Origin of the sequence: Pseudomonas lalkuanensis (assembly GCF_008807375.1) — a bacterium.
Classification (GTDB): Bacteria; Pseudomonadota; Gammaproteobacteria; order Pseudomonadales; family Pseudomonadaceae; genus Metapseudomonas; species Metapseudomonas lalkuanensis.
This window is the reverse complement of sequence record NZ_CP043311.1, coordinates 5,904,729-5,917,554: the sequence shown is the minus strand read 5'-3', so window position 1 is coordinate 5,917,554 and position 12,826 is coordinate 5,904,729. Positions and strand designations below refer to the sequence as shown.

The following is a 12,826-nucleotide window of genomic DNA, read 5'->3' as shown; positions in this document are numbered from 1 at the left end:
TCGCCGGGCTGCCCGAGCTGGGCCAGTACCTGGGCCGGGGCATTGTCGAACTGCTGGACCAGCTGCAGCTGGCCAACGCCGTCCGGCAGTGCCGGCAGGCTGCGTAGCAGGCGATCCAGGTCGAACACCAGCAACAGCGTGCCCTGGGGGGCGCTCTGATCGTTCAGGCGCAGTGGCGCGGCGCTGTAGATCAGCCAGCGTTCACCCACCTTGTAGGCTTCGGGGCTGGGCTGCTGGCCACCTTCCAGGCGACGCAGCAGGTCCAGCGCGGCGAAGTTCATCGGCGCGGTGCGCTGGGTGTTCTGCTGGGCCTGGCCGGGCAGGTTGAGATGGGCGTCGACCACGCCATCGCGATAGCCCAGCCTGCGTTCGGCGGTCATCAGCTGGCCGGCGTCGCCGCTGTTGAGGGCGTCGATCAGGCTCGGGTCGTGAGCGGCTGCGGCGGTATCGGCCTGCAACTGGGTGATGGCCTGGCGCAGGGCGGAGGCCTGGCTGTCACCCCAGACCTGCGCAAGTTGTCCGGTCCGGCTTTGTTCGGAGGGGACAATTGCGCCGAACCAGAGCAGCGCGCCGGCGGCGGCCACGCCCACGAGGGCGGCGAGCGCACCCGGGAGCAGGTCGTCGGAATGCTTGTGGCCAGGCTTGGCCTCGGGCGACAGGCGGGCTGTACCGTTGCCGGCGGCGTCCTTGCTGCGCTTGAAGAGTTTCACTGAACGTCTCCTAGGCGAATCGTCGTCCTGATTCTGGCCTGTCAGTGGCTGCCGGTGTGACCGAAGCCGCCGGCGCCGCGCTCGCTCTCATGGAATTCGTCGACCAGTTCAAAGTGCGCCTGGACCACGGGCACCAGAACCAGTTGGGCGATACGTTCGCCAATGGCGATGCGGAAGGCGGTCTGGCCGCGGTTCCAGCAGGACACCATCAGCTCGCCCTGGTAGTCGGAGTCGATCAGGCCCACCAGGTTGCCCAGTACCACGCCGTGCTTATGGCCGAGGCCCGAGCGCGGCAGGATCAGCGCGGCCAGTCCCGGGTCGGCGATGTAGATCGACAGGCCGGTGGGGATGAGGATGGTCTGGCCCGGCTCGAGGACGACTTCTTCCTTGAGCATGGCGCGCAGGTCGAGGCCGGCGGAGCCCGGCGTGGCGTATTGCGGCAGGGGGAATTCGCTGCCGATGCGGGAGTCGAGGATCTTGGCTTGCAGTGAGTGCATGGAGTCTCAGGCCTGGTTCAGGCGGTCGGCGATGAAGGCGATCAGCTGGCGGGCGATCTTGCCCTTGCTGGTCTGGGCGAAGTTGCTCTGGCCCAGGTCGCGGTCGATGACGGTGATGGCGTTTTCCTCGCTGTTGAAGCCGATGCTGGGGTTGGCCACGTCATTGGCGACGATCAGGTCGAGGTTCTTGTCCTTGAGCTTGCGCGAGGCGTACTCGAGCAGGTTTTCGGTCTCGGCGGCGAAGCCCACGCTGAAGGGGCGATCGGCACGGCCGGCGAGCGTCGCGAGGATATCGGGGTTGCGTACCAGCTGCAGCAGCAGGCCTTCGCCGCTGGTCGGGTCCTTCTTCATTTTGTGCTGCGCCACCACTTCCGGGCGGTAGTCGGCGACGGCCGCGGCGGCGATCAGCAGGTCGCAGGGCATGGCCGCTTCGCAGGCGGCCAGCATGTCGCGGGCGCTGACCACGTCGATGCGGTTGACGCGGTCCGGGGTGGGCAGGTGGACCGGGCCGGTGATCAGGGTCACCTTGGCGCCGGCTTCAACCGCGGCTTCGGCGAGGGCAAAGCCCATCTTTCCGGAGCTGTGGTTGGTGATGTAGCGCACCGGGTCGATGTTTTCCTGGGTCGGGCCGGCGGTGATCAGCACGTGGCGGCCGGTCAGGGCGCGGTGCTCGAAGCAGTCGGCAGCGAGCTGGGCCAGTTGCTCGGCCTCCAGCATGCGGCCGAGGCCGACGTCGCCGCAGGCCTGGCTGCCGGCCGCCGGGCCGAACAGGCGCAGGCCGCGCTTGGCGAGGAGTTCCAGGTTGGCCTGGGTGGCCGGGTCGCGCCACATGGCCTGGTTCATCGCGGGTGCCAGGGCGACAGGGGCGTCGGTGGCCAGCACCAGGGTGGTCAGCAGGTCGTCCGCCACACCCTGCGCCAGCCGCGCCATCAGGTCGGCGGTCGCCGGAGCGATCAGCACCAGGTCGGCCCAGCGGGCCAGTTCGATATGGCCCATGGCCGCTTCGGCGGCGGGATCGAGCAGGTCGAGGTGGACGGGGTGCCCGGACAGGGCCTGGAGGGTCAGGGGCGTGATGAACTCGCGGCCACCCTGGGTCATTACCACACGGACTTCCGCACCCTGGTCGCGCAGGCGGCGAACCAGTTCAGCGCTCTTGTAGGCGGCAATGCCGCCGCCCACGCCCAGGAGGATGCGTTTCCGATAGAGCCGCTGCATAGGCCTGCCTTTTATGAAGTGGAAGATGCGCTGCGGCGAAGGCGCCTCCCCAGGCCGATCGCCGCGCAAAAAAGGTGGGTTAAGATAGCACAGCGACTGCACTGGAACAGCGGCGCGGCTCAACCATGGAGGTGTCATGAGCATCCGCAATTGGCCTGCGGCGGAACGTCCGCGGGAGAAGCTTCTCGAACAGGGTGCGGCGGCCCTTTCCGACGCCGAACTCCTTGCCATTTTCCTGCGCACCGGGGTAGCTGGCCGCAGCGCCGTCGACCTTGCCCGCCACCTGCTCAACGACTTCGGCAGCCTGCGTGCCTTGCTTGAGGCGGAGTTGCACGACTTCAGTCAGCATCTCGGCCTCGGTCCGGCCAAATTCGCCCAGTTGCAGGCGGTGCTGGAAATGGCCCGTCGTCACCTTGCCGAAGGATTGCGCCGGGACTCCGCGATGGAGAGCCCGCAGGCGGTGCGCGATTTTCTCAAGGCACAACTGCGTCATTCCCATCATGAGCAGTTCGCATGCCTCTTCCTCGATGCCAAGCACCGGGTGCTGGCCTTCGAAGTGCTGTTCCACGGCACCATCGACGGAGCCAGCGTCTACCCGCGCCAGGTGGTCAAGCGCGCCCTGGCGCACAATGCGGCCGCGCTCATCCTCAGCCACAACCACCCGTCAGGCATCGCCGAGCCCAGCGAGGCCGATCGCCAGCTGACCCACCGCCTCAAGGAGGCGCTCGCGCTGATCGACGTGCGCGTGCTGGATCACTTCATCGTCGGCGATGGCGAGCCCTTGTCGATGGCGGAGCGGGGCTGGATCTAATCCAGCCTCACCTTGGAAAAGTCCTGGCGGCCGAAGGGGTTCACCTGGTAACCCTCGACATTGGCGCGGGTCAGGGCGAAGGCGGTGGGATGGGCCAGCGGTAGCCAGAGCGCCTGCTCGCGGATGATCCGCTGGGCCTTTTCATAGAAGCTGGTGCGTTCGGCCAGGTCGGCGTGGGTCTTGCCGTCGGCGATCAGCTTGTCCAGTTCGGCGTTGCAGTAGCGGGCGAAGTTGAGCCCGGACTGGACCGAGGCGCAGGAGAACTGCGGGGTGAGGAAGTTGTCCGGATCGCCATTGTCGCCGGCCCAGCCCATGAACAGCAGGTCGTGCTCGCCGGCCTTGGCACGGCGGATCAGTTCGCCCCACTCGATCACGCGGATTTCGGCCTGGATGCCTACCTTGGCGAGGTCGGCCTGCAGCAGCTGGGCGCCGAGGCTTGGATTGGGGTTGAGCAGGCTGCCGGACGGACGGGTCCAGATGGTGGTCTTGAAGCCGTCCTTCAGGCCGGCCTCGGCAAGCAGGGCTTTCGCCTTTGACAGGTCGTGGGGGTATGCCGGCAGATCCTTGGCATAGCTCCAGGTGTTCGGCGGATAAGGGCCATTGGCCGCGCTGGCGCTGCCTTCGAATACGGCCTTGATATAGCTCGGCTTGTCGAAGGCGAGATTGATCGCCTGGCGCACTTCGGGCTTGTCCAGCGGAGGGTGCTGGCTGTTGATGCCGACGAAGGCCGTCATGAAGGCCGAGGTCTGGACCGTCTTGATGTTCTTGTCGCCGGCAACGGATTGCACATCCAGTGGCTTGGGCGACAGCGCGATCTGGCATTCGCCGCGACGGAGCTTCTGCAGGCGCACGTTCGCATCCGGGGTGATGGCGAAGACCAGGCCGTCGACACCAGGCTTGCCGTCGAAATAGTCCGGGTTGGCGGCGTAACGCACGGCAGCGTCCTTCTGGAAGCGGCGGAAGACGAAGGGGCCGGTGCCGATGGGCTGGGCGTTGAGCATTGAAGGTGTGCCCGCCTTCATCAACTGGTCGGCGTATTCGGCTGAATAGATGGAGGCGAAGCCCATGCTGAGGGTGGCGAGGAAGGTGGCGTCCGGCTTGTTGAGGACGAAGCGCACCTGGTGGTCGTCCACCTTGTCGATGCTCTTGATCAGGCTCGGCAGCTGCATGGACTGTGCGTGGGGGAAACCGCTCTGGGCCACCTTGTGCCAGGGGTTGGCCGGGTCGAGCATGCGCTGGAAGCTGAACAGCACGTCGTCGGCGGTCAGCGGGCGGCTCGGCTTGAAGTAGTCGGTGGTATGGAAGGTCACGCCCTGGCGCAACTGGAAGCTGTAGGTCAGGCCGTCGGCGGAGACGTCCCAGCGCTCGGCCAGGCTTGGGACCAGCTTGCTGTTTTGCGCGTCGAACTCCACCAGGCGGTTCATCAGCACGTCGGCCGAGGCGTTGGTGGTGGTCAGTGAATTGTACTGCACCACGTCGAACCCTTCGGGGCTGGCCTCGGTGCAGACGCTCAAGGTGGCGGCCTGGGTGAGCAGCGGGGCGAACAGCAGCGGGAGGGCGGCGAGGCGCATGGCAAGCTCCTTTGCGGTGGGAAAGGCTCGTTGCGAGCCAAAGGCCTTACCCTAGACCAAGCCCGGCCGGCGGACAATGCGTAGTGGGCGACGAGCGGTCGCGCGGCCCGGATCCCCTTGGCGTGGCGGTGCGGGCATAATTGCGCCTTCCCCGGGCCTGTGGGTAAATCGCTACGTCCCTTGCTGCACTAGGGGCTTTCTGATATAAAGCAGCGCTCTTTTCTGGGGGCCCGGTCTTTCGCAGTCAAATTGCGGCCGGTAAGACCCTGACGAGACGGGCGCTCAAGCGCCCACAAAGTGAGAGTTCAAGCGGCCAACCCATGCCGGGTTGGGCATGTGGTTTAGAGGGCTGAGGCATGTCGAGAGTCTGTCAAGTAACCGGTAAGGGTCCGGCTACTGGGAACAACATTTCCCACGCAAACAACAAAACCCGTCGTCGTTTCCTGCCGAACCTGCAGCACCATCGCTTCTGGGTCGAGTCCGAGAAGCGCTTCGTGCGTCTGCGCGTTTCCGCCAAGGGCATGCGTATCATCGACAAGCGCGGCATTGACGTAGTTCTGTCCGAACTGCGCGCCCGCGGCGAAAAGGTTTAAGGAGTCAATCATGCGTGAACTGATCCGTCTGGTGTCCAGTGCCGGTACCGGCCATTTCTACACCACCGACAAGAACAAGCGCACCACTCCCGACAAGATCGAAATCAAGAAATTCGATCCGGTTGTGCGTAAGCACGTGATCTACAAGGAAGCCAAGATCAAGTAATTGATCCGGCCCTTGTCGAAGAAGCCCGCTCTGTGCGGGCTTTTTCATGCCTGCGATTTGCTGCCGGCCGATGGGGCGGGCGATGGGCTTGGCTTGCCGATTCGTTGTGGGGCGAATTCAGTTGAGCTTGGTAAACCGCGTCCTGGGGGCGTGGTCATGAGTCATCGGCTCTGCCTGTGACGATTCGAATGCTCAGGCTGGCAGGATGAGGCCGATCGGGTAGGGTGCGCCGTGCGCACAGGCGCTTTGGCAAGGTGCCGAAACGGGTCCTGTAGTCGGCGCGTACAGCGCACCCTGCGGTCAAGACGGGCCTAAAGAGGTCGGCGTTGTGCGCGATAGTGGATTCGCCCCCTTCCAGAGGGCTATCGCAAGTCCACGCTCTACGAACGTGGATATTTACTCGCCAAGGGCGACGGCGCCGACCCAGCGAGGGGCGGGAGGGCAGGCCGGTGGCCTGCTCGGCGATTGAAATCGCCCTCACCCGAGAAGACAGCCCTTTGTTCCCGCCCATAAAAAAGCCCGCCAGTGGCGGGCTGAAGGGTGACAAGCATGGGAGAGAACGAGAACGGGCTCAGCGAGCGGCCTGTTCGAAAATCACGTAGACCTTGCGGCACGGCTCCAGCACTTCCCAGGTGCCGGAGAAGCCGGCCGGGATGACGAAGCGGTCGCCCACGCGCACGGTCTTGGCATTGCCGTCGGCGTCGCGGATCACCGACACGCCCTGGAGAATCTCGCAGTACTCGTGCTCGGTGTAGCTCACCGTCCAGTGGCCCACCGCGCCTTCCCAGATGCCCACGTTGAACTGGCCGCAGGGGCTGCCGTAGTGGTTGCGTACGCTCTGCTCGGGATCGCCCTTGAGGATCTTCTCGGGCGCTGGGCGGTAGTGTTCCGGGGTGGTGGTGGCCTGGGCGAAGTCGACGATCTGCTGGATGTTCATGGTGCGGTCCCTGTTCAGGCGGCCTTGCGGATGGAGTCGGCGAGCTTGCCGACGAGAATGTCGATCTGGTCCTTCTCCACGATCAGCGGCGGCGACATGGCGATGGTGTCGCCGGTAACGCGCACCATCACGCCGTCATGGAAGCACTGTTCGAAGACCTGGAAGCCGCGTTTGCCCACGCCTTCGGCGCTTGGTGCAAGCTGTACGCCGCCGACCAGGCCCACTGCGCGGATGTCGATCACGTTAGGCAGGTCCTTCAGGCTGAGCAGGGCATCCTGCCAGTAGCCTTCAAGTTCGATGGTGCGCTCGAACAGTCGCTCGCCCTGGTAGATGTCCAGGGTCGCCAGTGCGGCGGCGCAGGCCACCGGATGGCCTGAATAGGTATAGCCGTGGAAGAACTCGATGGCGCTTTCCGGGCCCTGCATGAAGGCCTGGTAGATCTCTTCGGCGACGAACACCGCGCCCATCGGAATGGCGCCGTTGGTCAAGCCCTTGGCGCAGGTGATGATGTCCGGGGTGACGCCCCAGCGCTGGGCGGCGAAGGCCTGGCCGACGCGGCCGAAGCCGGTGATGACCTCGTCGAAGATCAGCAGGATGCCGTGCTTGCGGGTGATATCGCGCAGGCGCTGCAGGTAGCCCACCGGCGGCAGGATCACGCCCGCCGAGCCGGACATCGGTTCGACGATCACGGCGGCGATGTTCTCGGCGCCGTGCAGGGTCACCAGGCGTTCCAGTTCATCGGCCTTCTCGATGCCGAATTCCGGCAGGCCACGGCTGAACGCGTTGCGCTGGATGTCCAGGGTGTGGGGCAGGTGATCGACGTTCGGCAGCAGGGCAGGGAAGGCCTTGCGATTGTTGACCATGCCGCCTACCGAAATACCGCCGAAGCCTACACCGTGGTAGCCCAGTTCGCGGCCGATCAGGCGGGTGCGGGTGCCCTGGCCGATGGCGCGCTGGTAGGCGAGGGCGATCTTCAGCGCGGTGTCCGCCGACTCTGAACCGGAATTGGTGAAGAACACCTTGTTCAGGCCTTTGGGGGCGATGTCGGCCAGGCGCTCGGCCAGCTCGAAGGGCAGCGGGTGGCCCATCTGGAAGGTCGGTGCGAAATCCAGCTTGGCGATCTGTTTGCTCACAGCCTCGGTGATTTCCCGGCGACCGTGACCGGCGTTGCAGCACCAGAGGCCGGCGGTGCCGTCCAGGACCTGGCGCCCGTCGGCGCTGGTGAAGTACATGCCTTCGGCACTTTCCAGCAGGCGCGGATTGGTCTTGAACTGGCGGTTGGCGGTGAAGGGCATCCAGAAGTCGTCGAGACTGTTGGATATTCTGCCCGGTTTTGGCGCAAAGGCATTTGTCATTGTGAGCACCGGAAAAGGCAAGGTGAGGTGTTGTAGTGATTTTGGCGGAGTCTATGTTTAATATAACGAACATGACAAGGGCGTTTGGCCGGCAACTGTAAAATATATTGAAAAGGCTATCCTCTCTGGTTTAGGGTTGCGAGGATGGCCAAATGTAGGTCGGCCTTGCAGAATTTTTGACAGTGCATGCCTGAGCTGGCGGCACTCTTCTAATAAGAGGAAAGCTCCGATGACCACCCTGACCCGTGCAGACTGGGAACAACGCGCCAAGTCCGTGCAGATCGAGACCCGCGCCTTCATTCATGGCGAATACACCAACGCCGTTTCCGGCGAGACGTTCGATTGCATCAGCCCGGTCGATGGTCGTCTGCTGGGCAAGGTCGCCAGCTGTGACCAGGCCGATGCCGAACTGGCCGTGAAAGATGCCCGCGCTGTGTTCGAGTCTGGTGTGTGGTCGCGCCTGGCGCCGGTCAAGCGCAAGGAAGTGATGATCCGCTTCGCCAACCTGATCGACGCCCATGCCGAGGAACTGGCCCTGCTGGAAACCCTGGACATGGGCAAGCCGATCGGTGACTCCCTCAGTGTCGACGTACCGAGCGCGTCCCGTGCCATCCGCTGGAGCGGCGAGGCGATCGACAAGATCTACGACGAAGTGGCCGCCACCCCGCACAACGAACTGGGCCTGGTGACCCGCGAGCCGGTGGGCGTGGTCGCGGCCATCGTGCCGTGGAACTTCCCGCTGCTGATGACCTGCTGGAAGCTCGGCCCGGCGCTGGCTACCGGTAACTCCATCGTCCTCAAGCCTTCCGAAAAGTCGCCGCTGACCGGTATTCGTATCGCCCAGCTGGCCATCGAGGCCGGCATTCCGGCTGGCGTGTTCAACGTGCTGCCGGGCTTCGGCCACACCGTGGGCAAGGCCCTGGCCCTGCACATGGACGTCGACACCCTGGTGTTCACCGGCTCCACCAAGATCGCCAAGCAACTGATGATCTACGCCGGCGAATCCAACATGAAGCGCGTTTGGCTGGAAGCCGGCGGCAAGAGCCCGAACATCGTCTTCGCCGACGCGCCAGACCTGCAGGCAGCCGCCGAAGCCGCGGCTGGCGCCATCGCCTTCAACCAGGGCGAAGTCTGCACCGCCGGTTCGCGCCTGCTGGTCGAGCGCTCCATCAAGGACAAGTTCGTCCCCATGGTGGTCGAGGCGATCAAGACCTGGAAACCGGGCAACCCGCTGGACCCGGCGACCAACGTCGGCGCCCTGGTGGACACCACCCAGATGAACAACGTGCTGTCCTACATCCAGGCCGGCCATGACGACGGCGCCAAGCTGGTGGCCGGCGGCAAGCGCGTGATGGAAGAAACCGGCGGCACCTACGTCGAGCCGACCATCTTCGACGGCGTGGACAACGCCATGCGCATCGCCAAGGAAGAAATCTTCGGCCCGGTCCTGTCGGTCATCGCCTTCGACAGCGAAGAGGAAGCCATCGCCATCGCCAACGACACCATCTACGGCCTGGCTGCGGCGGTGTGGACCAACAACCTGTCCCGCGCCCACCTGGTCGGCAAGGCCCTGCGCGCCGGCAGCGTCTGGATCAACCAGTACGACGGCGGCGACATGACCGCACCTTTCGGCGGCTTCAAGCAGTCCGGCAACGGCCGCGACAAGTCGCTGCATGCCTTCGACAAGTACACCGAGCTGAAGTCCACCTGGATCAAGCTCTGATACGCCATTGAGGTCCGCCCCTCGCGGTTCGAGGGGCCGGCTCTACGAGCCACGCCTGCGGCCGGGTTTCCAGTGATGGAGCCCGGCCTTTTTTGCTTTGCGCCACATGGAAAGGGAGGACATTGGCAATGCGTTGGGGAACCTACTTCGCGGTTTGCGGCGCGGTCATCAGCATCGGCCTCGCCCTGGGCGTGACTATGCCGCTGGTGTCGCTGCGGCTGGAAAGTTGGGGCCACGGCAGTTTCGCCATCGGCGTGATGGCGGCGACCCCGGCAGTCGGTGTGTTGCTCGGCGCGGTGATTGCCGGGCGACTGGCTGCGCGCTTCGGTACTACCACCCTGATGCAGATGTGCCTGCTGGTGGGGGCCGTGTCGGTGGCATCGCTGGCGCTGGTGCAGTCCTACCCGGTCTGGCTGGTGCTGCGGCTGTTGATCGGCGTCGCCTTGACGGTGGTGTTCATCCTCGGCGAAAGCTGGATCAACCAGCTGGCGGTGGACGAATGGCGCGGACGCCTGGTGGCCCTCTACGGCACCGGCTACGCCCTGAGCCAGTTGTCCGGCCCGCTGCTGCTGACGGCGATCGGCACTGGCAATGACCTCGGTTTCTGGACTGGCACCGGGCTGCTGATCGGCGGTTCGCTGCTGCTGCTCGGCCGCACCGGCGCTCCCAGCGTTGACGCCCACAGCGCCTCGGGGCGTGGGCTCTGGTCATTCTGCGCCCGCTTGCCGACCATCGCCTGGGCGGTGGTACTGTTCGCCGCTTTCGAGGCGATGATGCTGACCCTGCTGCCGATCTACGGTCTGCGTCAGGGCTTCACCCAGGAAGTGGCGCTGCTGATGGCCAGCGTGGTGGTGGTGGGTGATGCCGCCCTGCAACTGCCCATCGGCTGGCTGGCCGACCGCATGTCGCGGCGCACCTTGTTCCGTGCATGCGGCTTGGCGCTGTTGTTGAGCAGCCTGGGCATTCCGCTGCTGCTGCACACGCCGCTGATCTGGCCGGTATGGGTGCTGTTCGGCGCCAGTGCTGGCGGGCTGTTCACCCTGGCGCTGATCCTTATCGGCGAGCGCTATCGGGATGACGAACTGGTGCGGGCCAACGCCCATGTCGCCCAGCTCTGGGGAATCGGCTGCCTGGTGGGGCCGCTGGTGACCGGCGCGGCGAGCCAGTGGATCAGCGGCCACGCCTTGCCGCTGATGATGGCCCTCGGTGCTGCTGGATTCGTCTGGCTGGCCTGGAGTCGAGAGCTGTTCGATGACGGCGTCGAGGTCGTCGCCGACTGAGCAGAATAGGGCCGCCAAGCGGTCCTTTTCGCGATCGGCTCCCCATGTGCGGGATCAGGCGATCCCCACCGCTTCCTTCATCCGGTACCAGAGCATGCCCAGGGCCAGCAGTGGCGAGCGCAGGTGGCGGCCGCCGGGGAATGTGATGTGCGGCACCTTGGAGAAAACGTCGAAGCCGTGGCTCTGCTCGCCACAGATGGCTTCGGCCAGGAGCTTGCCGGCCAGGTGGGTGGCGTTCAGCCCGTGGCCGGAGTAGGCCTGGGCGAAGTAGACGTTGGGCTGGTCCGCCAGCTTGCCGATCTGCGGCAGGCGGTTGGCGCCGATGCCGATCATGCCGCCCCACTGGTAGTCGATGCGCACGTCCTCCAGTTGCGGGAAGACCTTGAGCATCTTCGGCTGCATATAGGCGCCGATATCCGCCGGATCGCGTCCGGAATAGTGGCAAGCGCCGCCGAACAGCAGGCGGTTGTCCGCGGAGAGACGGTAGTAATCCAGGGCGACGCGCTGGTCGCACACCGCCATGTTCTGCGGCAGCAGCTCACGGGCCAGTTCAGCGGGCAGCGGTTCGGTGGCGATGACGTAGCTGCCGGCGGGCAGCACCTTGCCGCCGAGGGTCGTGTTGAGATTGTTCATGTAGGCATTGCAGCCCAGCACCAGGGTCTTGGCGCGGACCACGCCGTTGGCGGTACGCACTTTCACGTCGGCGCCGTACTCGATGCGGGTGACGGCAGAGTGCTCGAACAGGCGTACGCCAAGGGATTGCGCCGCAACGGCTTCGCCCAGGGCGAGGTTGAGCGGATGCAGGTGGCCGGAACCCATGTCGACCAGACCGCCGACGTAGCTATCCGAACCCACCACGCTGCGCATTTCGCCAGGCTGCACCAGGCGCAACTCGTGGCGGTAGCCAAGGCCCTTGAGCTCCTCCATGTCCTTGGCGAAACCAGCGAAATCGCCGGGCTTGTTGGCCAGGTCGCAGTAGCCCCAGGTCAGGTCGCAGTCGATGGCGAACTCTTCCACCCGGCGGCGGACGATCTCCACCGCTTCCAGCCCCATCAGCTTGAGGGAGCGCACGCCTTCGGCGCCGATCACCGGCTCGAACTGCTCGACACCGTGGCCGACGCCGCGAATCAGCTGCCCGCCATTGCGCCCGCTGGCGCCCCAGCCAATCTGCCGGGCCTCCAGCAGCACCACCGAGCGGCCGCGCCGGGCCAGTTCGATCGCCGTGTTCAGCCCGGAGAATCCGCCACCGACAATGCACACGTCGGCCAGCTCCTCTCCCGCCAGGGGCGGGCACTCCACGCGACGGTTGGCGGTCGCAGCGTAATAGGAGGGGGCGTGCTGTTCGGTGTGCACCGGGATGCGAACGCGGGCGTTCATGTGCGAAATCCTGATTTTATTGTTTGGAAAATTTGACGCCCGGGCAGAATAAGGCGAACCCCCCGACCATGCCAAGGGGTTCGGAACGCGCGTAACGAATCATTCGGGAATAGGCAGATTCAGCGATTCCTTCACCTCTTCCATGACGATGTAGGACTTGGATTCACGCACGTGGGGCAGCTTCAGCAGGATGTCGCCGAGCAGCTTGCGATAGGAGGCCATTTCGTTGATCCGTGCCTTCACCAGGTAGTCGAAGTCGCCCGACACCAGGTGGCACTCCAGCACGTGGGGCAGCTTGAGCACGGCGCGGCGGAAGTCTTCGAAGGTGTCGCCGGACTTGTAGTCCAGGCTGATCTCGACGAACACCAGCAGGCTCGCCTTGAGGTGCTGAGGATTCAGCCGTGCGTTGTAGCCGAGGATGATGCCCTCGCGCTCCAGGCGGCGGACCCGCTCGGTGCAGGGCGTGGTGGAAAGTCCTACACGTTCGCCTAGCTCGGTGAAGGAGATGCGGCCGTCTTCCTGCAGGATTCGTAAAATATTCCGGTCTATCTTGTCGAGTTCACGACGGGATTGATGCTGGGTACGCATGGT

12 protein-coding genes are annotated in these 12,826 nt (G+C 64.9%); 5 read left to right on the top strand and 7 right to left on the bottom strand.

The window, feature by feature from the left end; all coding sequences use genetic code 11:
• Positions 1–751: 751 nt before the first annotated feature.
• Both dut and coaBC read right to left on the bottom strand, forming a co-directional pair.
• On the bottom strand, positions 752–1,207 hold the full coding sequence (gene dut, locus FXN65_RS27160) for a dUTP diphosphatase (protein WP_151138393.1): 456 nt from the start codon (positions 1,205–1,207) through the stop codon (positions 752–754).
• Between the two features lie 6 nt (positions 1,208–1,213).
• Positions 1,214–2,422 carry a bifunctional phosphopantothenoylcysteine decarboxylase/phosphopantothenate--cysteine ligase CoaBC gene (gene coaBC / locus FXN65_RS27155; RefSeq protein ID WP_151138391.1) on the bottom strand — a complete coding sequence of 403 codons (1,209 nt, stop codon included), beginning with the start codon at positions 2,420–2,422 and terminating at the stop codon, positions 1,214–1,216.
• 136 nt (positions 2,423–2,558) lie between these two features.
• Between coaBC and radC the strand changes: the two genes are divergently transcribed.
• Positions 2,559–3,233, top strand: a complete 675-nt coding sequence (gene radC / locus FXN65_RS27150; protein ID WP_151138389.1) for a RadC family protein — start codon at positions 2,559–2,561, stop codon at positions 3,231–3,233.
• On the opposite strand, the gene FXN65_RS27145 is transcribed toward radC, so the two are convergent.
• Positions 3,230–4,804, bottom strand: coding sequence for an ABC transporter substrate-binding protein (locus tag FXN65_RS27145; RefSeq protein ID WP_151138387.1), 1,575 nt, complete (start codon positions 4,802–4,804; stop codon positions 3,230–3,232). The genes radC and FXN65_RS27145 overlap by 4 nt on opposite strands.
• Before the next feature lie 356 nt (positions 4,805–5,160).
• Between FXN65_RS27145 and rpmB the strand changes: the two genes are divergently transcribed.
• Positions 5,161–5,397 (top strand): 50S ribosomal protein L28, encoded by a 237-nt coding sequence (gene rpmB, locus FXN65_RS27140; RefSeq protein ID WP_044400708.1) that lies wholly within the window; start codon positions 5,161–5,163, stop codon positions 5,395–5,397.
• 10 nt (positions 5,398–5,407) lie between these two features.
• Entirely contained in the window at positions 5,408–5,563 is a 156-nt protein-coding gene (rpmG, locus tag FXN65_RS27135) for a 50S ribosomal protein L33 (RefSeq protein WP_003457707.1), read from the top strand.
• A 571-nt stretch (positions 5,564–6,134) separates the two neighbouring features.
• Here rpmG and FXN65_RS27130 read toward each other — a convergent pair.
• On the bottom strand, positions 6,135–6,500 hold the full coding sequence (locus FXN65_RS27130) for a cupin domain-containing protein (RefSeq protein WP_151138385.1): 366 nt from the start codon (positions 6,498–6,500) through the stop codon (positions 6,135–6,137).
• Positions 6,501–6,514: 14 nt separating this feature from the next.
• On the bottom strand, positions 6,515–7,855 hold the full coding sequence (locus FXN65_RS27125; RefSeq protein ID WP_151138383.1) for an aspartate aminotransferase family protein: 1,341 nt from the start codon (positions 7,853–7,855) through the stop codon (positions 6,515–6,517).
• A 229-nt stretch (positions 7,856–8,084) separates the two neighbouring features.
• Between FXN65_RS27125 and FXN65_RS27120 the strand changes: the two genes are divergently transcribed.
• Positions 8,085–9,578: an aldehyde dehydrogenase gene (locus tag FXN65_RS27120; protein WP_151138381.1), complete on the top strand. Its 1,494-nt coding sequence runs from the start codon at positions 8,085–8,087 to the stop codon at positions 9,576–9,578.
• A 128-nt stretch (positions 9,579–9,706) separates the two neighbouring features.
• Positions 9,707–10,858 (top strand): MFS transporter, encoded by a 1,152-nt coding sequence (locus FXN65_RS27115; protein WP_151138379.1) that lies wholly within the window; start codon positions 9,707–9,709, stop codon positions 10,856–10,858.
• Between the two features lie 54 nt (positions 10,859–10,912).
• On the opposite strand, the gene FXN65_RS27110 is transcribed toward FXN65_RS27115, so the two are convergent.
• Together FXN65_RS27110 and FXN65_RS27105 are read right to left on the bottom strand one after the other, a co-directional pair.
• Positions 10,913–12,235: an NAD(P)/FAD-dependent oxidoreductase gene (locus FXN65_RS27110; protein ID WP_151138377.1), complete on the bottom strand. Its 1,323-nt coding sequence runs from the start codon at positions 12,233–12,235 to the stop codon at positions 10,913–10,915.
• 99 nt (positions 12,236–12,334) lie between these two features.
• Positions 12,335–12,823, bottom strand: a complete 489-nt coding sequence (locus tag FXN65_RS27105; protein WP_151138375.1) for an Lrp/AsnC ligand binding domain-containing protein — start codon at positions 12,821–12,823, stop codon at positions 12,335–12,337.
• Positions 12,824–12,826: the final 3 nt, after the last annotated feature.